Raw genomic sequence first — 20,913 nt, forward strand, 5'->3', positions numbered from 1 at the left:
GGGCTATGACGATCACTGACACCGAATCGACCACGCCTGCCCGCCAGGCCACCGCGAAGACTGTGCTGATGTGCCGTCCCGACTTCTTTACAGTCACCTACAGCATCAACCCGTGGATGAATCCCAACGATCCCACAGACACCAGCCTCGCCGTGAAGCAGTGGCAGACGCTCTACGACACCTATATTGACCTCGGCTTCACCGTTGAACTCATCGACCCCATCGATGGCCTGCCCGACATGGTCTACGCCGCAAACGGCGGCTTCGTGATCGACGGCAAAGCCTACGGCGCCCTCTTCACCTATGACGAGCGCAAAGCAGAAGGCCCCGCCTACATGGACTGGTTCGGCGCCAACGGCCTCGACGTTGCTTCCCCCGAGAACGTTAATGAGGGTGAGGGCGACTTCCTCCTTGTCGGCGACAACATCCTTGCAGGCATGGGCTTCCGCACCTCGGTCGAAAGCCACCGAGAGCTAGCAGAGCTTTCGGGCCGCAATGTTGTCTCCCTCAACCTCATTAACCCCAGCTTCTACCACGTCGATACCGCCATCGCGAAGCTCGACGAAACCAACATCGCCTACCTCGAGAGCGCGTTTGACGAGCCCTCGCTTGAGAAACTCCGTGCGCTGTATCCCGACGCCATCCTCGCTACTGAAGAGGATGCGGCAGTGCTCGGACTCAACTCCTACAGCGACGGCTACAACGTCGTCATCGCTGCCCGTGCCAAAGACTTCGAGCGCCAGCTCAAAGAACGCGGCTACAACCCCATCGGCGTCGACCTCTCCGAGCTGCTGCTCGGTGGCGGTGGCGTGAAGTGCTGCACCCTGGAACTTCGCCGCTAGCGCTCTTCGCAGATCACGACCGGGATGTCACGGGTCGTCTTGGTCTGGTACTCGGCGTAGCGCGAGTTGGCGGCCACGATCTGCGGCCACAACTCGGCCTTCTCGGCGGCATCCGCGGTGTGAGTGTGCACGGGCACGGTGCGTCCGCGCACGGTGAGTTCGGCATCCGGATTCGCCTGCAGGTTGCGGTACCAGAGGGGGTCGCGATCGTCGCCGCCCTTCGACGCCACGATCACCCAGCGGCCCTTGCTGTGCACGGGAGCAGTCAGCATCGTTGACCGCCGGATGCCTGACACCCGGCCCGTCGTGTGGAGCTCGAGTGAGGGCATGCCCCCGAGAGTCCAACCCAGGCGACCGCCCGAAACGGCAAGGATCGCGCGGTGCACGCCGTTCATGAGTTTCATGCCGAGGTCGCTGAGGCGGTTACTGGTGCTCATAGGTCTATTCTCGCGCGTCTGGTGGGATGCGGCTGGCTCGCGTCAGGCGTCTGCCGGAGCCGAGCGCGTTCAGACGTTCAGACAGCCGCGCGGCGCTGCGGCGGGCGCACGAAGAGTGCGAGCACGGCGACGGCTATCGGAAGGCTCGCGAACCAGAAGGCCGGCTCGGTGAAGTTGCCGCTGACGTCGACGGCAAGGGCGAGGGCGATCGGGCCGAGAGCCGTGGAGCCCAGGGCGATCGCGGTCGTGACGCCACGAATGGAGCCGATATGGGCGGTGCCGTAGTAGCGCACGTAGGCGGCGGCTTCCATCCCGCGCAGGCTTCCGCCGGCAGCGCCGAGCACGAGACCGTAGAGAATGGCGGTGCCGTCGGGGCCGACGGCGGAGAGCAACAGCAGCGAGCCGGCGAGCGTGAGCATCGAAAAGATGACGAACAGCTTGGGGCTCACGCGGTCGACGAACGCTCCAACAATCAGGGTTGCCGCGATGCCGGTGACGGTTTGCGGCAGAAAGTTGGCGGCCGCTTCGAACGGGGTGAGGCCGCGCTCGCCGAGAATCGCGATCTGGTGGAAGGCGAGGCCGGTGCTCAGCATGCCCGAGACGGCGAGGGAGGAGGCGATGACCCAGAACATGCCGGTGCGGGCTGCTTCGCCGAGCATCCACGATTCTTTCTGGATGACGATCTGCGCCGTCGAGAGATCTTCGGTCTGGGCGGCAACCTGGCTGCGCTTCGGCAGGATGAACGCGAGCGGTACGACGACGGCGAGCACAATCGCGGCTTCCCAGCGCCAGGCGGCGTGGATGCCGACAGCTGAGATGAGTCGTTCGAGGCCGACGGGGGCGAGGGAGATTCCGGCGGATCCGATGGCGGCCGTGATGCCGAGCGCCAGACCGCGGCGGTGGGTGATGGCGCGGGCTACAGCCGTGGTGGCGGCGAGGCTGAGGGCACCCTGGCCGAGCATCCGCACGCCAACGAAACCGGCGGTGAGACCAGCGATGCCGTCGACGAAACTCAGGGCAAGCAGCACGCTTGCGAACAGGGCGCCGATGACGATGGTGACGTAGCGGGCGCCGAAGCGGTCGAGGGCGCGGCCGACGAACGGTTGCGCGGCGGCACCAACGATCGTGCCGAAGAAGTAGCTGATCGAGATGCCGGTGCGCGAGACGTCGAGTTCAGCGATGAGCGGGTCGGTGAAGACGGAGATTCCGGCGGTCTGGCCCGGAGCGGTCATCACCGAGAGGACGCCCGCGGCGGCGACCAGGCTCACCCACGGCAACCACCGCGCGGGCGACCGCTGTGCCGGAGAACGTCGGCCCGTCTGCACCACGTTCATGTCAGAGGAAACCACAACCACTCAACCCTTCGAACCCACCGTCGGGCCAGCGCTTGGCTCCGCGACTCCTGCCGCAACGCATAGCCAAAATCGTACTCGCCTCTGGCCTGCCGGGATTCAGGCGCGTTGCGGAGCAGTTGCGTAAAGTTGGGACATGAACGCACTGCGCTCGCGGGTGGTGGCTCGCGACATCGACGAGCCGCACCGCAAAACGACTCCGCTCGAGCTGCTCTTTGATCTGACCTTCGTGGTCGCGGTCGCCTCGGTCGTGCGGCAACTGACGCACGCCGTCGAGGTGGGGCACGCTTTCGAAGCCATCGCGCCGTTCCTGATGGTCTTCTTCTCCATCTGGTGGGCGTGGAACCAGTTCACCTGGCTAGCCTCGGCGTACGACACGGATGACGTTCCCTATCGTCTGTTCACCATGCTGCAGATGGGCGGCATCCTCGTTCTCGCCGCCGGAATTCCCTTGGCCTTCGACGACGGTAACTTTGCAGCCGTCACCGCTGGATACCTGATTTTGCGAATTGGGCTTATCGCTACCCTGCTGCGCGCCGTGAAAGACGACCCCAAAACGCGCGCCACCGCCGGCCGTTACGCGCTCGGTATCGGGGTCGTGCAGGTTGGCTGGTTGTTGCGGCTGTTGCTGCCCGCCGAGCTGGCCATGGTGTCGTTCGTCATCATCGTGCTCGCCGAACTGGCCGTGCCTCTCTGGGCTGATCGTGCACAGCGACTGTCCTGGCATCCGCACCACATCGCGGAGCGCTACGGAAAGTTCACGATTTTGGTGCTCGGCGAAAGCGTGCTCGCCTCGACGTTCGCGGTGCAGGAGGCGCTCGAAGAGGGGCTGTCACCGTCGCTCATTGTGGCGTCGGCTGCTGGCCTCGTGCTGCTGTTCGCACTGTGGTGGCTGTACTTCTCTGAACCCGCCGCCGAGGGCCTAGAAAACAGGCGCGATCGCTACCTGTTTTGGAACTACGGCCACTACTTCTTGTTTGCGGCGCTCGCCGCCGTCGGAACCGGCATTGAAGTGGCGGTGCGATCCGTCACGACAGACCTCGAGTCGAGCGAGCTTGTGGTCGGCTACTCTCTGGCGCTGCCCGTCGCGCTCTTCATTCTGCTGCTGTGGCTGCTGCACGCGCCCATGGTGGAGCGGGTGTCGATTCCGCGATCGGCAACAATCGTTGCGGTGCTCGTCATGCTTGCGCTGCCGCTGACGGCATCCGCCATCGGCACTATCGGCGTAGCCGTGGCTATTGCGGTGGTCTCGGTAACTCTGCTGGGGGTCGCACTATTGACGGGACGGATGCGCGCCGCGAAGCTTGAGGCCAAGCAGGACTAGCGAAGAAAGAGTGGTGCACGATGTTTGCTCCGAAGAACGCATTCTCTGGATTCAGCGTCAACGATCTGGAAGCCGCTGCAGCCTTCTACCGTGACACCCTCGGCCTCGCGGTCGCTGATGGCGGCATGGGCACGCTGCGGCTCACGCTGCCCGGCGGCGCCGAAGTGACCATCTACCCGAAGGAGAACCACGAACCGGCGAGCTTCACCATCTTGAACTTTGCGGTCGAGGATGTCGAAGCTGCCGTCGACGCGCTCAACGAGCGTGGCGTGGTCACCAAGATTTACGACGACTCGAGGCCGATGGGTGCCCTCGGCACTGATGCGAAAGGCATCATGCGCGGGCACGGCTCCGAGATCGCGTGGTTCACGGACCCTGCGGGAAACGTGTTGTCGATCATTAAGGCTTGAGGCCACAAGTATCCGAATGCCGAAATGCCAAAACTATACCAATTTTGGTATAGTTTTGGCGCGGAGGAAATATGACATTGCGAACAGAGCTGTGGCCAATCGCTGCTAGCCAGTACGGATTCGTAACTACTCGGGATGCACGAGACTTGGGCTATTCGGCGGTGGAGCTAGCGAAGCTTGCTTCCAGGGAGAAGCTGGAACGGATCTCTCAGGGCCTCTACCGGTTTCCAGAATTACCTCAAACAGAGCGCGACGACTACATGCGCGCAGTGTTGGCAACCGGGGCACCCGACGCGATCCTCTCCCACGACACGGCGTTGCTCGTGCACGACCTTTGCGACATCAATCCAGAGATCATCCATGTGAATGTGGGAAAGCATCGCGTCCGTAGAGCCATCTCTGGCGTACAGCTGCATAGCGATCACATTTCGCCCCGCGAGCGAAGCTGGTGGGAAGGAATTCCTGTGGTCACAGTTCTCGCAGCGATTGAGCAAGGCATCGCTACAAAAGTGCCCAGACATCTTTTGCAACAGGCGATCGAAGCGGCGCGCGCGAGGGGGCAATTGACTGCTCTGGAGCTGAGCGAGCTGGAGAGCAACCTGTGACGCATGCTTTCGACGGTCTGCCGCCGCGGGAGGCGCCGCCCAAGAACACAACAGCTCTCAATTCCTTTCTCAACGCAGCCGCAAAGAAAACGGACCAAGCGGTCGACCGTCTTGGCTGGCTAACTGGTTCGGTCATTGTGATGGCGGTACTGCAACGAGCCTTGGGCCCTGACGGTCGGCCAGAATTTTTGATCAAAGGTGGCGCCTACCTTGAGCATCGCTTAGAAGCCGGAGCGCGAGCAACAAAAGATGTGGACACCGTTTACAGGGGCGCCATTGCAGGATTTGAGACTGCGCTGGATTCGGCCCTCGCGCAACCATGGGAACCGTTCGAGCTAGCGCGAACGGAGATCGAGGTTGTCGAGAACGCACGCACCACCAACAAGCCGCGGCGTTTATACATCCAGCTCAAAATTCGCGGTCAGGTTTTTCGCAAAATCAAAGTGGAGGTGTCTTTCTCCGAAGGAAGGATCGGCGAGGAGGATGAGCGCTTCGCTGCGCCTGACCTGAGCGCGCTCGGGCTTGGTGCGCCTGATGAAATTGCTGGAATCACCATGGCCTACCAGGTCGCACAAAAACTTCATGCCTGCACTGACCCGGATGCCCCCGCTCCGGAAGGCGACGGCAAACCATTCTTTAACGACCGCGTGCGTGACGTCGTCGATTTGCTGTTGCTGCGCGGAGCTTTCTTCCCAGAGGGCAGTGAGCTAGGCGCTGTGAGGGTGGCCGCAGAAGACGTGTTTCGGGCCCGCGCGCTGGAAGCCGAAGCGCTAGGGCTCGTGCCCCGAACTTGGCCACCGGAACTAACTGCCTGGCAAAGTTGGGCTGACGGCTGGCGAAAACCGGCCGATCAAGCCGGGATCGAAATCGGCCTTGATGAAGCGCTGGGCGAGCTCAACGAGTGGGTCGCAGAGATAGCACGAAGCGCGGCGCAGTAGCGTTGACCCATGACGGTACTCACCCCAGCCCTGCTCGATCGCATCCGGTCGCGGGCCGCGCGCTACGACCGCGAGAACATCTTCTTCACCGAAGACCTGCAAGAGTTGCGTGCCGTTGGCTACTTGAAGCCGCGCAGTTTGCGTGAGCTGTCGGATGATCAGCGCCTGCTCGCCGCGTACGCTCCGGCCACGGCGCTCGCCATCAACATGCACCTCGTGTGGATCGGCGTCGCTTGGGCTTTGCGTGAACGCGGCGACTCGAGCCTCGACTGGCTGTTGGCGGATGCCGAAGCTGGCGAAGTCTTCGCCTTCGGCCTGAGCGAACCCGGCAACGATCTCGTCATGTGGGACTCCCTCACGACCGCCGAAACCGTCGAGGGCGGTTACGCCTTTACGGGTACCAAGATCTTCACCTCGCTGTCTCCCGCGTGGACCCAGCTCGGCCTCTTCGGCAAGCACACCGCAGACGACGGCACCGAAACCCTCGTGCATGGTTTCATCTCTCGGGATGAGCCCGGATGGCGTTCGCTCGGCGACTGGGACACCCTCGGCATGCGCGCCACCCAAAGTCACACCACGGTGCTGGATGGCGCTTTCGTTCCCGCAAACCGGGTCGCCCGTGTGCTGCCCGTCGGCCCCAACGCCGATCCGTTCATCTTCGCGGTGTTCGCCAACTTCTTGCCGCTCATCGCCTCCGTCTATGCGGGCCTCGCCGATCGCGCCCTCGAACTCGGGGTCGAAGCACTGCAGCAGCGCAGCTCGGCCATCAGCGGTGAGGCGTACTCCGAGCATCCGGATCTGCGCTGGCGCATGGCAGATGCCGCCCTCGCGCTCGATGCGATCGAACCCCAGCTGCACAGCATCGTCGATGACGTTGATGGACGTGTGGATCACGGGGCTGGCTGGTTCCGCAAACTGACCGGGGTGAAGCACCGCAGTATCGAAACCGCACGCCACGTCGTCGACCAGGTGATGCGTTCAGCCGGGGGAGGAGCGTTCCGCAGCACGAGCGAACTCTCGCGCCTGCAACGCGATGTGCTCGCCGGCATCTACCACCCCTCGAACCCGGAATCGGTGTACAAGACAGTCGCGAGCGACCTGTTCGGGAGTTAGGCGCGCGAGCTCAGGGAATGTAGTTGTCGGCTGCGTAGGCCGCGGTGATGACGAGAAGCTGACCCTGAGTTTCGGCACTCAGCTCGGTGGTGAACGGGGTCCAGAATGAGCCGGCGATGTATTCTCGCGGCGTTGTGCCCAGCTCGCTGGAGAGCTCGTCAGGTGTCATCCCATCCGGTGGACGCACCGAGACTAGAGACCAACATCCGCCCGAGGCGCACTTTTCGTCGACCGCAACGATCTCGCTTCCCTGAGGGAGGGGGATTGAGGAGGCCGGGGGAACGGCCCACTCTGAGACAGCAACGGTCAGATAGGCGAGACGCAGCAAATACACGATGACGAATGCGGTGACGACGACGCTCGCGCCTATCCACACCCATTGTTTACGAGTTATCCTCATAAGGATCGACGGTACCATGACCGGCGGATGCAACGTCAGCGTCGAGCACGAGGCCGAAGATCCCCGAAGTAATGATGAGCCAGGCCGCGAGGATAATGATCGCCAGAACGGCCACGAGAAATACGAGCGGTTGGGTGCTGCGTTTCATTCTGGCCCCGATCTCGCGTTTGTCGTGATGGCTGCAACTCGTAGATGGAACCCACTGTGACACCTGCAAGCGAACTGCTCACCGCTGTTGAGGCGCTTTTCGTCCAGCGCGCCATCGGCGATGCTATGGCGTCGATGGAGACGCGATTCGTGGCGGGGCGCACCCTCAGCCAAACACGCCTCGTCTTACTTTTCCGCTGGCGGGAGAGCGCAACGGTCTTCGGCGCTGTGTTCGACACCGAAGAACTCGCCGCACTGTTCGAGCCGCACGATCTCGAGAGTATCGCGGATGCCATCGTGAGCAACGATCTAGCTGGCCCGCCCGGTGCAGGCATCCGGCTGGATGTCGACTGGGCAGTCGGGCTGGTCTCCGCACCGCACGACGTGCAGTGGGTACTCGGAAGCGAACGCTAGACCGCCGCGACCTCGCGCACCCCGAGCCGCAAGCTCACATCGCCGTCGCGACGCTCGTCGTCGTGGTGGCTGACGAGCACCACGATCTTGTCGACGAGAGCCGTGCGCAGGTCGGTGATGAGTTGCTCGGCACTCGCGGCATCCAAGTGGGCGGTCGGTTCGTCGAGCAGTACGACATCCGCGCGCGTTAGCAGGGTGCGGGCAACGGCCAAGCGCTGACGCTCGCCGCCCGAGAGGCTTTCGCCCGCCGAGCCGACGCGAGTGTCGAGGCCGCGCTCGAGCGAACCGAAGAGCGGGCCAAGACCTACCTGGCGCAGCACCGCGACGAGCTCCTGCTCGGTCGGCTGATCATCGTGGGCGCGGCCCAACAGCAGGTTCGCGCGGATCGTCGAATCGAAGAGGTGCGACTCCTGTGGGCACCACGTGACCGCCGTGCGCAATTGCTCGGGCGAGAGCTCGCGAGCATCCACGCCATTGAGGCTCCACGAGCCAGTGGCCGCCGGAAGATACCCGAGCAGCGCCGCCAACAACGTCGACTTGCCCGCGCCCGACGGACCTTCCACGACAAGCCACTCGCCACGCTCAACCCGAGCGGTCGCGCCCGAAAACGCCAGCATCGGGCTCGAAGGCCAGCGGATGCCGAGCTCGCTCAGTTCGAGAACAGTCACGTCACCGAGTGGCTGGTCTGCGCTCGCGGCTGCGGTGTCAGCGCGGTTAGCGTCATGGCGCGCGCCGCGGCGGCCAGCCGGTGAGCCAGTGTTGTCACGCACGCTCGCAGCCGAACCGCCAGCATCCGCCCCAGCATCCGCCCCAGCAGTAACCTCACGCACCTTCGCAAGCGCAGCACTGAGCGCCGGCCACTGCTGCACGGAGTCGACGAAGGCGATCAACGAGTCAACGAGCCCGATAGGGATGAGTACGAGCACCGCGACGATGGCGATTGGGAGGGTGCCAGCGATGACGGCGGGCGCGGCGACGGGCAGCATCGCGACGGCGGTCACCGAGCAGGCGAGTACGACGACGGCGTTGCCGATTCCGAGGGCGCGAGCGCTGCGGCGGGAGAGTGCGCCGGCTTCGGCGTCGATGTGATCGAGGCGGGCGAGCATCCGCCCACCAACACCGTTGGCACGAAGGTCGGTGGCTGCACCGGTCATGGCGGCAAAGGCGCGCACGACGCGGGACTGCACTTCGGCGATGCCGTTGGCGGCCGAGCGGTCGATGATCACGGCGATGATGGGCGCCGCAATAAGCCCGACGGCGAGACCGGCGAGCAACACGGGAACAGCGGGCGCGTGCAGCAGGCCGACAGCGATGAGGGCGGCAAGAGAGGTGCCGAGAGCAACGGCGGGAGGCAGCACGACGCGGGGAACGAGATCGCGCACCCGGTCAGAGGCGGCAACGAGGTAGTCGAGGGCGACCCCGCCATTGGCGAGAGCGCGCGAACCGAGCGCCCGAGCGCCCAGACCATTCCACAGGGCCACCCGCAGTTCGATGACCGAGCCCAAAACAGCGCGGTGCGTCGCGAGCCGCTCGGCGTAGCGCAGGGCGGCACGGCCAATGCCGAAGAACCGCACGCCGACGATCGCGACGAGCAAGAACATGATCGGTGGATGCTCGCTCGCCCGCACAATCAGCCACCCCGAAAGGGCGGTGAGGGAGAGCGCGAAGAGGCTCGCGCCCACACCGAGAGCGATCGCTCCGACGAGAGTTCCGAGGGTGGGGCGCACAAACTCGAGCAGACTGGCGATCGTCGCGCGGGTTGTGCTGCGCTCGGCGAGAGCGTCAACATCCATGTCGCCTGCAACCGTCAGCGGATCAACCCGAGACTCGACCGCACGAGTCCCGCCCGAGGCGCCAACGACGACCACTTGATCGGCCAGCGCCGCAATGCCCGCTTCGTGCGAGGCGACCAGCACGGTGACGGGGCGACCGCGCAGCTCAGCAATCGCGGCTTCAACGCGGGCAGCGGATGCCGGGTCGAGGTGGGCGGTCGGCTCATCAAGCAGCAACAGGGTGGCGCCCGCTTCGACGCGCAGCAGTCCGCGCGCAACGGCAATGCGGCGCAGTTCGCCGGGGCTAACCTGGCGCGGATCGGCCTCGGCAACCCCGGTGAGCCCGAGGTCGAGCAGCACAGACTTGATGGCCTTTTCGTCGTTGCTGTAGAGGCGCAGTTCGTCGAGCACGGTGTCAGCAACGGTGTGCGGATGCTGCGGAACCCAGGCCACCCGGGAAACGTCGATGCCCCACACGCTGCCGCCGCTGGGCTCGCGATTGCCCGCCAGCACCTCAAGAACACTGGATTTTCCGCTGCCGCTTGGCCCATCCAGGGCAGTAATGGTGCCGGGGGTTGCCCGGAAGTTCAGACCGTCGACCGCGGGCAAAGCGCGGCCGTCGTAGGCGATTGTGAGGTTCACGACACGGAACGCGCCAGCACTCTGGCGGTGTTCCCGTGCCCGCGGCACATCGATGATCGCGCGAGCGCGGCGTAGAGCGGTGAGCCCATTCTCGGAGGAGTGGAACGCGGCGCCCAGCTCGCGAAAGGGTGCGAAACACTCCGGGGCGAGTACGAGCGCGATAAGGCCGACGGTGAGGGAGAGCTGATCATCCACCAGCCGTACGCCCACAAAGACAGCAACGACCGCGACCGAAATGGTGGCGATGAGTTCGAGCACGAGCGCCGAAAGAAACGCGGTGCGCAAGGTTTCCATCGTCTTCGTGCGGTTCTCGGCAGAAATCGCGCGCAACGCTTTCGACTGCTCGCCAACTCGACCAAGCCCGACAAGCACGGGCAGACCGCGGGCCAACTCGACCAAATGATCGGAGAGGCGTTCGAGGCTCGCGCTTGCCGCATCGGCCCGCTCGCGCGTGTGGCCGCCGACCAGAATCATGAACACCGGAACAAGCGGGACCGTCAACACAACGATGAGCGCGCTCACCCAGTCGACCGAGAGGATGCGCAGGCCGACCAGCAACGGAACTGTCGCCGTCATCACGATCGTCGGCAACACCACACGGAAGTAGTTGTCGAGCTCATCGAGCCCCACCGTTGCAATCGCGGTGCTTGCGCCCGGGCGAGCATCGGAACCGGTGAGCACTCGCTCCGCGAGTTCGTGGCGCAGAGACTCCTTGGCGCCTAACGCGGCGCGGGTCGCGAAACTCTCCGTTGCCCAAGCGGTGGCCGCGCGGAGGAGGCCAGCCGCAATGCCAAGGCCGATCGCGAACTGCCACGCCGCGGCATCCCCGTCAATGACGCCAACGACACCGCGCGCGACCGCCTCGGCCATGAGCACGAGCGCCAATCCCTTGAGAGAAGCAAGCAACCCCAACCCGAACAGTGTGTGAACACCGCCCGGGCCGAAGCCTGCTGCGAGTCGTTCGTGGAGTTTGGCTCTCATGCCCTCCATCGTGCCCTAGCTCGCTGAAGAAGCGGGGGGACTAGCTGAAGAGGAGGGGGCAACCGCGGGCTTCACGATGTGCGCCTCAGGGAGGTGGTGATCGCTCAGGCGGTTGCGGAAGACCCAGTAAGTCCAGCCCTGGTAGATGAAGACCAGAGGCAGGCCGAACGCGGTCACCACACTCATAACGCCGAGCGTATATTCGCCGCTCGCCGCGTTAGAGATCGTCAGGTTGAACGCGGGGTCAAGGGTCGAGGGCAATACGACCGGGTAGACGGCGGCGAAGATGGATGACGCACCCGCCACCAAGAATGCTGCGATTCCCACAAACGCCCAACCTTCACGCCCGGCTCGCGCGCTGATCCAGCCGAAGACGACCGCAACTACGGCGATGACGACGAGACCCCACGTGATGACGGTGCCGTTCTGGAACTGAATGATCAGCACCCACGCCACGATGGGCAGCAGTGCTACGGGGCTCCAGCGCACCACGAAGTTGCGGGCGCGAACGCGCACATCGCCATCGGTTTTGAGGCCGAGGAAGACGGAGGCGTGAACAAGAGAGAAGCCAACAACCGCGAGGCCACCGAGGACGGCATACGGAGTGAACCACGCGAAGGCGCCGCCAACGCGGTCACCGTTAGCGTCGATGGGAAGGCCGGTCGTGGTGAGCGCGAGCGCCGCACCGATGCCGAAGGCGGAACCCAGCGAGCCGAGGCCGAGAGCACGGTCCCACCACATGCGCCACTTGTCAGTGGAGCCCTTGCCGCGGTACTCAATTGCGACGGCGCGGAAGATGAGGCTCACGAGCACGATCGTCAGCGGGATGTAGAGCGCCGAGAACAGTGATGCATACCAAAACGGGAATGCGGCGAAGGTGGCGGCTCCGGCCGTGATCAGCCAGACCTCGTTGCCGTCCCAGACCGGGCCGATGGCATTGAGCATGAGGCGACGTTCGCGGTCTTTGCGGGTGCTGAACAGCAGCAGCATCCCGACACCGAGGTCGAAGCCTTCAAGAAGGAGGTAGCCGATCCACAAAGCCGCGATCGCGATAAACCAGATTGTCGGAAGAAGTTCCATGAGTAGTAGCCCTTCTGCTTAGTAGGCGAACGCGAGAACGTCGTCGCGATTGTCTGGTTTATTGGGATCGTCAGGGTCATTGCTATCGCCATCCGGATGCCCGAGCTCAGGCATTGCCGAGGCAACACCACCGCGCACGTACTTGACGAGCAATCTCACTTCGAAGACCATCAGGAAGGCGTAGACCAGAGCGAGGGAGACGAGCGAGAAGATGATCTCTTCGCCACTCACGCCGGGGGAGACGGCTGCCGCAGTGAACATGTAGACACCGTCAATGCCACCGGGCGTCGGGTTGGGCACGACCACGAAAGGTTGGCGGCCCATCTCGGTGAAGACCCAGCCGGCGATGTTGGCACCGAATGGGGCTGCGATGCTGAGCAACGCTGTTCCCATGAGGAACTTCGACTGCGGCACGGTGCCCTTGCGAACGATCCACAGGGTGAGTGCAGCAAACGCGGCTGCGAGCATTCCGAAGCCGATCATGAGGCGGAAGCCCCAGTAGGTGACCTCCATGAGCGGCAGGTAATCGATCTCCTGGCCGGCACGCTCGCCATACAGCGGGTCATCGGGGAGGTTGGTGCCGTACAGCTCTTGGTACTGCGGGATGAGGGTGTTCACGCCCTGAATTTCGGTATCGAAGTCACCATGAGCGAGAAACGAGAGCAGGCCGGGAATTTCAATAATGCCCACGACATCTTCACAGTCTTGGCCTCCGAGCGGCCCAATCGAGAGCACCGAGAAGCTCGTGCCGTCGTGGCACGCGGCCTCAGCGGCGGCCATCTTCAGCGGCTGCTGTTCAAACATGAGCTTGGCCTGAAGGTCACCCGTGATCGAGAGAGCACCAAATCCGAGGATCGCGATAACGGCACCGATGCGGATGCTCTTGATCCAGACGGCGTGATCCTTGCGATCGCGGCCCGGGATGCTGAGGTTCTCGCCGACGACGACACGACCTGTGGCATCCACAGAGTCGATTCCATCGCGACGGCGCTGCCAGAGCTGGTACCAGGAGATGCCGACGACGAAGCCAGCGCCAACGGCAATAGCACCGGTGACCGTGTGGGAGAAGGCGGAGAGGGCGGTGTTGTTGGTGAGCACGGCCCAGATGTCAGTCATGACGGGCCGACCATCGATGAGTTCGACACCCACCGGGTGCTGCATCCATGAGTTGGCAACAATGATGAAGAAGGCGGAGACGATCGAGCCCGCGACAGCGATCCAGAGGGTTGCGAGGTGGATTTTCTTGGGGAGACGGCTCCAGCCGAAGATCCACAGGCCGAGGAAGACGGACTCGAAGAAGAAGGCCAGCAAGCCTTCCATGGCAAGCGGTGCGCCGAAGACGTCACCGACGTAGCGGGAGTATTCGCTCCACGCCATGCCGAACTGGAACTCTTGAACGAGACCGGTGGCCACACCCATGATGAAGTTGATGAGGTACAACTTGCCCCAGAACTTGGTCATGCGCAGCCACTTTTCGTCGCCGGTGCGCACCCACTGGGTTTGCATGAGCGCAACGATAGGGCCGAGACCTAACGTGAGCGGGACCATGATGAAGTGGTAAACGGTAGTGATTCCGAATTGCCATCTGGCGATCTCTAGGGGGTCCACTCCTGGCCTCTCTAATTGTGACGACTGCTCTCTTAACAACAGCCAATGTTTTGGCTGGGTAAGTGCTGTAAGTCATTTCTACACCCTCGTAGAAGTTATTTCTACTTAGGGTAGAATTGGCTCATGAACTCGCTTGGTGAACTCGAACGCAGCGTGATGGACCTGCTGTGGGCGAGCACTGAAAGCCTCTCGGCCTACGACCTGCAGGCTGCTCTGGCATCCCCTGCATCATCCGGGCGCGAGCTCGCCGCCACCACCATTCTCACCGTGCTCTCTCGGCTCGAGAAGAAAAATTTCGTGGTGCGCGAACGCGATGTGCGCCCGCACCGTTACCGCGCCGCATCGGTGCGCGCCGAACACATGGCAGACCTCATGCACGAAGTGCTCGGTGGCGCCAGCGACCGCACCGCAGTGCTCGAACGCTTCGTCGGGCAGGTCACGAACGAAGAAGCCGAGACCCTCCGCCGCATTCTCGACGGACGATAACCGTGGTTGCCGCCGCGATCACACTCGGCTTCGTCGCAGTGCTGCTGGCGTGGCCACTGCCCGCACTGCTCACGGGTGCCACCTGGGCCTACCGTCGTCCGACTCTCGGGCTACTCGTCTGGCAACTCGTCGCCCTTGTGGGCGGCTTCAGCATGATCGGCTCCCTCGTGCTGCTCGGGGCCGCAACCTTCGCCACCGATCTTCCGGATGCCGCAACCGGCATGTGGCGCTTCGTCACCCACAATGAACTCCCCGAAGGTTCCTCGGTGTGGTCGTTACTCGCCCTTTCGGGAGCTCTCTTCCTCACCGCGCACCTGCTGCTCAATCTCCTCGTCACCGTCGTCTACGCGGAGCGTGAGCGTGCGCGCCACTCCCAACTCATCACCCTGCTGAGCGAACCGATGACCGACCGCCCCGGAACTCGGGTCATCAACACCCCCGCGCCCGTCGCCTACTGCCTCCCCGGAGCCCTCACCTCCATCACCGTGCTCAGCGCCGGACTGCTGCAACTACTCGACGAAGAAGAACTCCAAGCCGTAATCGAACACGAACGAGCCCACGTGCGCCTGCGCCACGACATCGTGCTGATCTTCTTCACCGCCTGGAAAGTCTCCCTGCCGTGGCTGCCCACCGCCCGTAACGCCTCCCGCGAAGTCGCCCTCCTGCTCGAAATGCACGCCGACGACAACGCCCTCGCGCACGTCGGCCGCGGCAGCCTCGCCCGCGCCATCACCATCGTCTCCGAAGGCGGCGCGCTACCCCAACGCAGCGAACTCTCCTCAGCAATGCCCGAATCAACGCCCAAGGAACTCCGGGCTCGGCTGCTTCGGTTGGCCTAGAGCCCGACGCGGGCTGCGACGTGCGATGCGGTCCTGAGCGGTCTGTGATCGGTTTTCAGACACCGCCACTGTGCTTATTTAAGGCGAACGAGTCCGCCTTAATGACGACTAGTTTGGCCCCCAATAGGGGTCTAGCGTTCAAGTTAAGAGAAAGTCTCAGGCTTTCTCTCACGCTACACAGTCGCACTTGACCAGGCAGAGCTGAAAGCAGGGGGCAGAAATGAACAAGAAAGTACTCGGGTGGGCCATCGTTCTTCTCGCGAGCCTCACCCTCGCAGCCGCAGCAGCCGTGTGGCTGATTGTGGTTGGAGTCGGTCCTGAGCTCGTTCTTGTCTCGGGTCTCCCGCCACTGCCCACACTCACTCTGGGCGTGTCAGCGCTCACGGCAGTGATCGCGAGCCTCGCACTGCTTCGTGCCGAGACGCCTCCCCGTCGTTCGCACACTCGCTCAACCTTTATCGCGCGTCGGCCAGGCGCCGCGTAGATCCTGGCTGCGCTACTCAGCGACTTTCGGGCCGCGGAGAAACGCGAGAGGCAGGGTCAGCAGCGTGATTGCTGCGGCCGCCAGAATGGCTGGCGAGAAAGCGAACGCCGTGGCGAGGGTTCCGATGAGCACGGAACCGAGAGCCGTGCCGAGGTCGAAGCCAATGTTCCAGACGGCACTGGCTGTGCCGTATTGCTTGCGTGGGACGGCCGCGAGCGAGATCACGAGAGTCAGGTTTTGCAGGCCACCGTAGGCAATACCGACGAGGGTCATGCCGACGAGGAATAACAGGATGCCGGTGGCCGCGGGGTTCTGCACGGCTGCGGCAATCGCGAGCAGGCCGGCGACCGCGATGATGACGAGTGGCCACAGGAAGCGGTTGGCGCCGAATCGGTCGGAGAGCCCGCCAATGGCCCACCGGGTCACAGCGGCGCTCAGGGTGAGCAGCGCGAGAGAGCCTGCGGTTGCCGCTGCCGAGGAGCTCATTTGTGGCGCAAAGGTGATCAGGGCGCCCCCGGCGAGGGTGACGCCGCTCAGCAGAATCATGGGGCGCAGAAGGGTGCTGGCGAGCATCCGCCGGGCAGATTTGCCACCGGGTGGGGGAGTGATTGGCGTCGCGCCGGTCGCCGGCAGGAGTTCGCGCTCGGCTGCTTGCGCGCGCAAAATGCGGGCCAGCCGGGGCGCCGAGCTGATGCCGAGCAGGGGGAGAGCACCCAAGGCGAACACCGCCCAGAAGCCAACAGTGTCGGCAAGAAGTGTCGCGGCTGGCACGAGCAGAATTTGGGGAATCGCGATTGAGGCGCCGTAGATTCCGACCGCGGCACCATGCTGGGTGCGATCGACGAGGTTCGCCACCACGGTCGAACCTGTGACAGTGAGGATGCCGAAGCCGACCCCGCGCACTGCTGAAATCGCGAGAATCCACGCCAGCTGATCAGAGAGAAGCAGCAGCAGTGTCGGAGCTCCGAGCAGCGCGAGCCCTGCGGCCAGCACTCGGCCCGTTCCCAATCGCGCCAGAAGGCGAGGCACAAAGGGTTGCGTCATGACGGTAACGAGCAGGAGGATTCCGTTGACCCAGCCCGAGCCGGCTTCCGTTGCTCCGCCCTGGATCGCCCACAACGGAGCGACAGGAATGAGAACAACGAACCCGCCGAATCCTGCCGCCGTCAACACCAGCAACGCGGGCATCCCGGGTGCGCGCCACACAGGCGGCGGAGTTGCGAGAGAAGGTTGAGTCACGGTGTTCAACCCTATGCCCCGCGCGCGACGAGACTCTCAGCAGCAACATCGCGTTGTCTGCTGACAATGCAGCGCCGCCTCGATACTGTTGACGCAACTTTCGCGTATAGATTCCACCAGATAGCTGTGCGACCGAGCTCAATGCAGAGATGGCGATGGATGCGTGATTCAAGAAGTTCCAAGCCAAACGAAAGGCTATCGCCGTGAACAGCGCTCCCACAGTGACATCGTCAAACATGCCCTCTCGCATCGTCTCCGTCGATGTCGTCTTGGTAGATTCACCGCCCATCACCCCGGCTTACGTGTGGAGAAAAGGGTTGCCCGGTTCAGACGGCGACACCGTCGGTGCGTGGCTAGTCATCACGGTCGAGTCAGGAATCCGGGGGTATGCCTTTACTCCCCGCGGTGTGGTGTTCAAAGACATCGTTGAGCGCCGACTTCGAGCGGAGCTGATCGGGCACGACGCTTTTTCGCGTGAGTTGCTGTGGCAACGGGTGTGGGAGATGGACCGTGTCGAACAGATCCCGCTGCACTTGTTCGGTCTCGTCGATGTCGCACTCTGGGATATCGGAGCGAAGCTCGCCGGGCTTCCGCTGCACAAATTCCTTGGTGGATATCGGGATGCAATCCCCGCCTACGCCTCCACGGTCACTTTTCGAGACATCCCCGAATACATGGATGTGGCCGACCAGTGTCGCGAACTTGGCTACCCGGCCATCAAACTCCATGCCTGGGGCGACGCGCGTCAGGATGCACAACTCATCGCCGCACTGCGCGAGCGCATGGGCGACGAGATGGACCTCATGTACGACGGTTCAGCGGGGTTCGACCTCGCAGATGCAATCTACGTTGGCCGGGCGCTGACGGATAGTGGCTACCTCTGGTACGAAGAGCCGATGCGGGAGTACAGCATCGCTGCGCACAAGGCTCTGGCAGACCGCGTTGATGTGCCGCTGTTGGTCGCCGAGACGAGCGCCGGCGCTCATATGAATGTCGCTGACTTCATCGCCTCCGGCTGTGCCAGCGCCGTGCGCACAAGCGCCGGGCTCAAGGGAGGTGTCACTGGGGCGATGCGCATTGCGCACCTCGCCGACTCGTTCCTGCTCCGTGCCGAGGTGCACACCGGGGGACTGGTCAGTGCACACCTCTGCATGGCGATCCCCAACACGACCTATTACGAGTCGTTGGTGACGAGTAGCGTCGTGACGCGAGAAGACGTTGTTGGCGCAGACGGACTCGTGCGTGCGAGCTCAGCTGTGGGCATCGGGTGGGAAGAACAATGGGCGCGCACAGAAACTCCTGCAGGGTTGCCCGCGTAGCGAACTGAGGTGCCCGCTAGGCGCTCACCTCAGGCATCGCGGATATCGACCGCGATGACGGGCATAAAGCTATCGCCGACGTCTGCCGGCAGAGTGATCTGAACCTCGCCGAGCGGGTCGGTGGCGCCTCGGTGCACTTCAGGGAGGCTTGCTGCTGTCATAAACGGCAACGGCTCATCCGTGCCAACGACGCGCACGTTGTCGACTCTGTTCACGGGAACCCCTGCGAGCGAGAGCGTGTCCCACGGGCGCATAATGCAGTAGATGTACAGCCGTTCGCCGCCGTCGACCTTTTTGTACCCGACCGGAAGCGTGCCGCGGATGTTGTCGGCAGGCCGCGTGATGCCATGAACGGCTTCGCGGTTGCGGGCGATCCATTCTCCGATGGCCTCGAGCCGCTCCGTGGCCTCAAGCGGGAAGGTGCCATCGCCTTGGGGGCCGACGTTGAGCAGCAGATTTCCGCCGGTCGCAATAATTCGCGAAAGTGACGTGAGCAGCTGGGGTGTTGTCTTCCACTGCGTATCGTCGGGCACCCATCCCCACGATTCGTTCATTGTCATGCAGACTTCCCAGGGCACGAGGGGTGACACTTCGGGCAGCTGTTGTTCTGGAGTGGCAAAGTCACCGAAGCCAACGCAGCGATCGTTGACGAGACAGTTCGGCTGAAGCGTGCGAATGTGTTCCCGTATTTGGCCGAAGTCCCACTCTTCGGCCGTGTGGTCGAAAATTCCGTCGAGCCACATGACGTCGATCGTGCCGTACTTGGTGAGAAGTTCGGTGAGCTGGTCGATGAAGAAGCTGCGATACCGCGCCCACTGTTCGGGCGAAGTGCGAACGTAGCCGCCAATCTTGAACGGTTTGGTAGCGGTTTCGTCCGTCATTCGTGGGTACTCGGGATGGTGCCAGTCGGGCAGTGAGAAATACAGGCCGATCTTGATGTCGCGCGCACGCAGCGCGCTCACCAATTCTGCAGTGATGTCTCGGCCGAACGGGGAGGTCTTCACGATCGAGTAGTCGTTGTATTCGGTGTCGAACATCGCAAAGCCGTCATGGTGTTTTGTCGTAAACACTGCGTAGCGGGCGCCTGAATTCGCGATCGCTTCTGCCCAGACATCCGCGTCAAATTCGCTGGGGTTGAATTCGCTGGCATTCGCGAAATACTCCGCACAGGCCACGGGTTTCATGGGCGGAAGTTGTCCTTCGACACCGCCGGTCATTTGCCACGACAGTTCCCAACCTCGGCGCGAGGCGTGACCAAAGTGGACGAAAACGCCAAAACCGGCGTCGGCAAACCAGTCGGTCGGTGCAATTGCAGTTGTGATGGCGACTCCTTTGTCCAATGTGTTGCGCTCTAAAAATGTTACGCGTAACATGATGGCCAATGATACGCGTAACAACCAGTTCGCGTGCAAGTGCGACCGACTCAAGGGAGAGTGATGGCCACGATCCGCGATGTTGCTCATCGTGCTCAAGTCGCTCCCATGACTGTCTCTCGGGTGCTCAACAATCCTGACTCCGTCTCGCTCCCCACCCGGGATCGCGTCGAGGCAGCTATCCGCGAGTTGTCGTACATCCCGAACATGGTCGGCCAAGCGCTCCGCAACAATACGACGGGCGCTATCGGACTCGTCGTCAGCGACATCACCAACCATTTCGCGATCGATGAGATCACCGGAGTCAGCGACGCTGCTCGCGACAAAGGGTTCAGTGTGGTGTTCGCGCACACTGAATCAGACTCTCAAGAAGAGCTCCGGCAGATCAGGTCGATGATCGAACGCCGCGTTGACGGTATCATCCTCTCCCCGGTGCACAACGGGCCAGAGTCGGTCGACTTCGTACAGAAGGCGCAACGTCCCGTCGCCGTCATCGGTTATCCCATGCCGAAAAACGATGTCGATATTGTGCGCTGTGACAGTGTGATTTCCGCGCGCGGCGCTACCGAACACTTGATCGGCCTCGGGCACACACGGATTGTGATGCTGAGCGGGCCAGCGGAGATCGTCACGGCCGCCGAGCGCGCGGAAGGCTACGAAGAGGCGATGTCTGCGGCGGGGCTGCGTGCCATAACGCGTTACGGCGCATTCACTCCGCGCAGCGGTAATGACATGGCGGCTGAAATCCTTGCCCAAGGAATTCGCCCAACGGCTTTTGTTACTGCGAACAACTTCATCGCAATGGGCGCGGCCCACGCGGCTAAGAAATTGGGGCTGTCGATTCCTGGCGACATCTCGATTACGACCTTCGATAACTCCGGCTCCGATCTCGTACTCGACCCCTTCTTCACCGGGGTCGTTCAACCCGTGAGCAGAATGGCCGCTCTCACCACCGAACTTCTCCTCGACCGGGTCGCGCAGCGATACTCCGGCGTCGGTCGGGAGATTGTGTTGCCGACATCTTTTGAAATTCATGGATCGACAGCACCACCACCGGTGTCCGAAGCTAGTAGGTATTAGCGCCAGGACCCACTGACCTCCCAATCGG

Annotated in this window: 21 protein-coding genes; 12 read left to right on the top strand and 9 right to left on the bottom strand. The window is 63.1% G+C overall.

Annotated features, from left to right (window positions below):
- The first annotated feature begins 5 nt into the window (after positions 1–5).
- On the top strand, positions 6–842 hold the full coding sequence (gene ddaH, locus I6E56_RS09585; RefSeq protein WP_197137653.1) for a dimethylargininase: 837 nt from the start codon (positions 6–8) through the stop codon (positions 840–842).
- Here ddaH and I6E56_RS09590 read toward each other — a convergent pair.
- Both I6E56_RS09590 and I6E56_RS09595 read right to left on the bottom strand, forming a co-directional pair.
- Positions 839–1,279 (bottom strand): nitroreductase family deazaflavin-dependent oxidoreductase, encoded by a 441-nt coding sequence (locus tag I6E56_RS09590; RefSeq protein WP_197137655.1) that lies wholly within the window; start codon positions 1,277–1,279, stop codon positions 839–841. The genes ddaH and I6E56_RS09590 overlap by 4 nt on opposite strands.
- A 77-nt stretch (positions 1,280–1,356) precedes the next feature.
- The gene (locus I6E56_RS09595; protein ID WP_307842818.1) at positions 1,357–2,628 is read right to left on the bottom strand and encodes an MFS transporter; all 1,272 of its coding nucleotides are present in this window, start codon (positions 2,626–2,628) and stop codon (positions 1,357–1,359) included.
- A 139-nt stretch (positions 2,629–2,767) separates the two neighbouring features.
- On the opposite strand from I6E56_RS09595, the gene I6E56_RS09600 reads away from it, so the two are divergent.
- The 5 genes from I6E56_RS09600 (at position 2,768) to I6E56_RS09620 (ending at position 7,021) form a co-directional block, all read left to right on the top strand.
- Positions 2,768–3,955 carry a low temperature requirement protein A gene (locus tag I6E56_RS09600; protein ID WP_197137657.1) on the top strand — a complete coding sequence of 396 codons (1,188 nt, stop codon included), beginning with the start codon at positions 2,768–2,770 and terminating at the stop codon, positions 3,953–3,955.
- 20 nt (positions 3,956–3,975) lie between these two features.
- Complete coding sequence (locus tag I6E56_RS09605) at positions 3,976–4,365, top strand: VOC family protein (protein ID WP_197137658.1); 390 nt, start codon at positions 3,976–3,978, stop codon at positions 4,363–4,365.
- 71 nt (positions 4,366–4,436) lie between these two features.
- A complete protein-coding gene (locus I6E56_RS09610; protein ID WP_197137659.1) occupies positions 4,437–4,970 on the top strand; it encodes a type IV toxin-antitoxin system AbiEi family antitoxin domain-containing protein in 534 nt (177 codons plus the stop codon).
- Positions 4,967–5,908, top strand: coding sequence for a nucleotidyl transferase AbiEii/AbiGii toxin family protein (locus I6E56_RS09615; protein ID WP_197137660.1), 942 nt, complete (start codon positions 4,967–4,969; stop codon positions 5,906–5,908). Before I6E56_RS09610 ends, I6E56_RS09615 begins: the two co-directional genes overlap by 4 nt.
- A 9-nt stretch (positions 5,909–5,917) precedes the next feature.
- Entirely contained in the window at positions 5,918–7,021 is a 1,104-nt protein-coding gene (locus I6E56_RS09620; protein WP_197137661.1) for an acyl-CoA dehydrogenase family protein, read from the top strand.
- Between the two features lie 10 nt (positions 7,022–7,031).
- On the opposite strand, the gene I6E56_RS09625 is transcribed toward I6E56_RS09620, so the two are convergent.
- Both I6E56_RS09625 and I6E56_RS09630 read right to left on the bottom strand, forming a co-directional pair.
- Positions 7,032–7,397, bottom strand: a complete 366-nt coding sequence (locus tag I6E56_RS09625) for a hypothetical protein (RefSeq protein ID WP_197137663.1) — start codon at positions 7,395–7,397, stop codon at positions 7,032–7,034.
- A 7-nt stretch (positions 7,398–7,404) separates the two neighbouring features.
- Positions 7,405–7,569 carry a hypothetical protein gene (locus I6E56_RS09630; RefSeq protein WP_197137664.1) on the bottom strand — a complete coding sequence of 55 codons (165 nt, stop codon included), beginning with the start codon at positions 7,567–7,569 and terminating at the stop codon, positions 7,405–7,407.
- A gap of 56 nt (positions 7,570–7,625) precedes the next feature.
- On the opposite strand from I6E56_RS09630, the gene I6E56_RS09635 reads away from it, so the two are divergent.
- A complete protein-coding gene (locus I6E56_RS09635; protein WP_197137665.1) occupies positions 7,626–7,982 on the top strand; it encodes a hypothetical protein in 357 nt (118 codons plus the stop codon).
- On the opposite strand, the gene cydC is transcribed toward I6E56_RS09635, so the two are convergent.
- From cydC to I6E56_RS09650, 3 genes are read right to left on the bottom strand one after another with little or no spacing between them, the layout of a single operon-like run.
- Complete coding sequence (gene cydC, locus I6E56_RS09640; RefSeq protein WP_197137670.1) at positions 7,979–11,377, bottom strand: thiol reductant ABC exporter subunit CydC; 3,399 nt, start codon at positions 11,375–11,377, stop codon at positions 7,979–7,981. The genes I6E56_RS09635 and cydC overlap by 4 nt on opposite strands.
- A gap of 15 nt (positions 11,378–11,392) precedes the next feature.
- Positions 11,393–12,457: a cytochrome d ubiquinol oxidase subunit II gene (gene cydB, locus I6E56_RS09645; RefSeq protein ID WP_197137672.1), complete on the bottom strand. Its 1,065-nt coding sequence runs from the start codon at positions 12,455–12,457 to the stop codon at positions 11,393–11,395.
- 18 nt (positions 12,458–12,475) lie between these two features.
- Complete coding sequence (locus I6E56_RS09650; protein ID WP_197137673.1) at positions 12,476–14,065, bottom strand: cytochrome ubiquinol oxidase subunit I; 1,590 nt, start codon at positions 14,063–14,065, stop codon at positions 12,476–12,478.
- Positions 14,066–14,188: 123 nt separating this feature from the next.
- Between I6E56_RS09650 and I6E56_RS09655 the strand changes: the two genes are divergently transcribed.
- The 3 genes from I6E56_RS09655 to I6E56_RS09665 all read left to right on the top strand — a co-directional run bounded on the left by I6E56_RS09655 (position 14,189) and on the right by I6E56_RS09665 (position 15,874).
- Positions 14,189–14,551 (top strand): BlaI/MecI/CopY family transcriptional regulator, encoded by a 363-nt coding sequence (locus I6E56_RS09655; RefSeq protein WP_197137674.1) that lies wholly within the window; start codon positions 14,189–14,191, stop codon positions 14,549–14,551.
- Positions 14,552–14,553: 2 nt separating this feature from the next.
- The gene (locus I6E56_RS09660; protein ID WP_197137675.1) at positions 14,554–15,390 is read left to right on the top strand and encodes a M56 family metallopeptidase; all 837 of its coding nucleotides are present in this window, start codon (positions 14,554–14,556) and stop codon (positions 15,388–15,390) included.
- A 220-nt stretch (positions 15,391–15,610) separates the two neighbouring features.
- On the top strand, positions 15,611–15,874 hold the full coding sequence (locus I6E56_RS09665) for a hypothetical protein (protein WP_197137676.1): 264 nt from the start codon (positions 15,611–15,613) through the stop codon (positions 15,872–15,874).
- A 12-nt stretch (positions 15,875–15,886) separates the two neighbouring features.
- On the opposite strand, the gene I6E56_RS09670 is transcribed toward I6E56_RS09665, so the two are convergent.
- Complete coding sequence (locus I6E56_RS09670; RefSeq protein ID WP_307842819.1) at positions 15,887–17,113, bottom strand: MFS transporter; 1,227 nt, start codon at positions 17,111–17,113, stop codon at positions 15,887–15,889.
- A 203-nt stretch (positions 17,114–17,316) separates the two neighbouring features.
- On the opposite strand from I6E56_RS09670, the gene I6E56_RS09675 reads away from it, so the two are divergent.
- Positions 17,317–18,432, top strand: a complete 1,116-nt coding sequence (locus I6E56_RS09675; RefSeq protein ID WP_197137677.1) for an enolase C-terminal domain-like protein — start codon at positions 17,317–17,319, stop codon at positions 18,430–18,432.
- A gap of 29 nt (positions 18,433–18,461) precedes the next feature.
- On the opposite strand, the gene I6E56_RS09680 is transcribed toward I6E56_RS09675, so the two are convergent.
- On the bottom strand, positions 18,462–19,772 hold the full coding sequence (locus tag I6E56_RS09680; protein ID WP_197137678.1) for an alpha-L-fucosidase: 1,311 nt from the start codon (positions 19,770–19,772) through the stop codon (positions 18,462–18,464).
- 96 nt (positions 19,773–19,868) lie between these two features.
- Between I6E56_RS09680 and I6E56_RS09685 the strand changes: the two genes are divergently transcribed.
- Positions 19,869–20,885, top strand: a complete 1,017-nt coding sequence (locus tag I6E56_RS09685; protein ID WP_197137679.1) for a LacI family DNA-binding transcriptional regulator — start codon at positions 19,869–19,871, stop codon at positions 20,883–20,885.
- The last annotated feature ends 28 nt before the right edge of the window (positions 20,886–20,913 follow it).

The organism is Salinibacterium sp. NK8237, assembly GCF_015864955.1.
GTDB lineage: Bacteria > Actinomycetota > Actinomycetes > Actinomycetales > Microbacteriaceae > Rhodoglobus.

Bases quoted from the DNA above. Each gene is read 5' to 3' on its own strand.
- I6E56_RS09665 (WP_197137676.1), top strand. From the start codon at position 15,611: ATGAACAAGAAAGTACTCGGGTGGGCCATCGTTCTTCTCGCGAGCCTC.
- I6E56_RS09630 (WP_197137664.1), bottom strand. From the start codon at position 7,569: ATGAAACGCAGCACCCAACCGCTCGTATTTCTCGTGGCCGTTCTGGCG.
- I6E56_RS09600 (WP_197137657.1), top strand. From the start codon at position 2,768: ATGAACGCACTGCGCTCGCGGGTGGTGGCTCGCGACATCGACGAGCCG.
- I6E56_RS09685 (WP_197137679.1), top strand. From the start codon at position 19,869: ATGGCCACGATCCGCGATGTTGCTCATCGTGCTCAAGTCGCTCCCATG.
- I6E56_RS09590 (WP_197137655.1), bottom strand. From the start codon at position 1,279: ATGAGCACCAGTAACCGCCTCAGCGACCTCGGCATGAAACTCATGAAC.
- I6E56_RS09605 (WP_197137658.1), top strand. From the start codon at position 3,976: ATGTTTGCTCCGAAGAACGCATTCTCTGGATTCAGCGTCAACGATCTG.
- I6E56_RS09655 (WP_197137674.1), top strand. From the start codon at position 14,189: ATGAACTCGCTTGGTGAACTCGAACGCAGCGTGATGGACCTGCTGTGG.
- I6E56_RS09620 (WP_197137661.1), top strand. From the start codon at position 5,918: ATGACGGTACTCACCCCAGCCCTGCTCGATCGCATCCGGTCGCGGGCC.
- ddaH (WP_197137653.1), top strand. From the start codon at position 6: ATGACGATCACTGACACCGAATCGACCACGCCTGCCCGCCAGGCCACC.
- cydC (WP_197137670.1), bottom strand. From the start codon at position 11,377: ATGAGAGCCAAACTCCACGAACGACTCGCAGCAGGCTTCGGCCCGGGC.
- cydB (WP_197137672.1), bottom strand. From the start codon at position 12,457: ATGGAACTTCTTCCGACAATCTGGTTTATCGCGATCGCGGCTTTGTGG.
- I6E56_RS09610 (WP_197137659.1), top strand. From the start codon at position 4,437: ATGACATTGCGAACAGAGCTGTGGCCAATCGCTGCTAGCCAGTACGGA.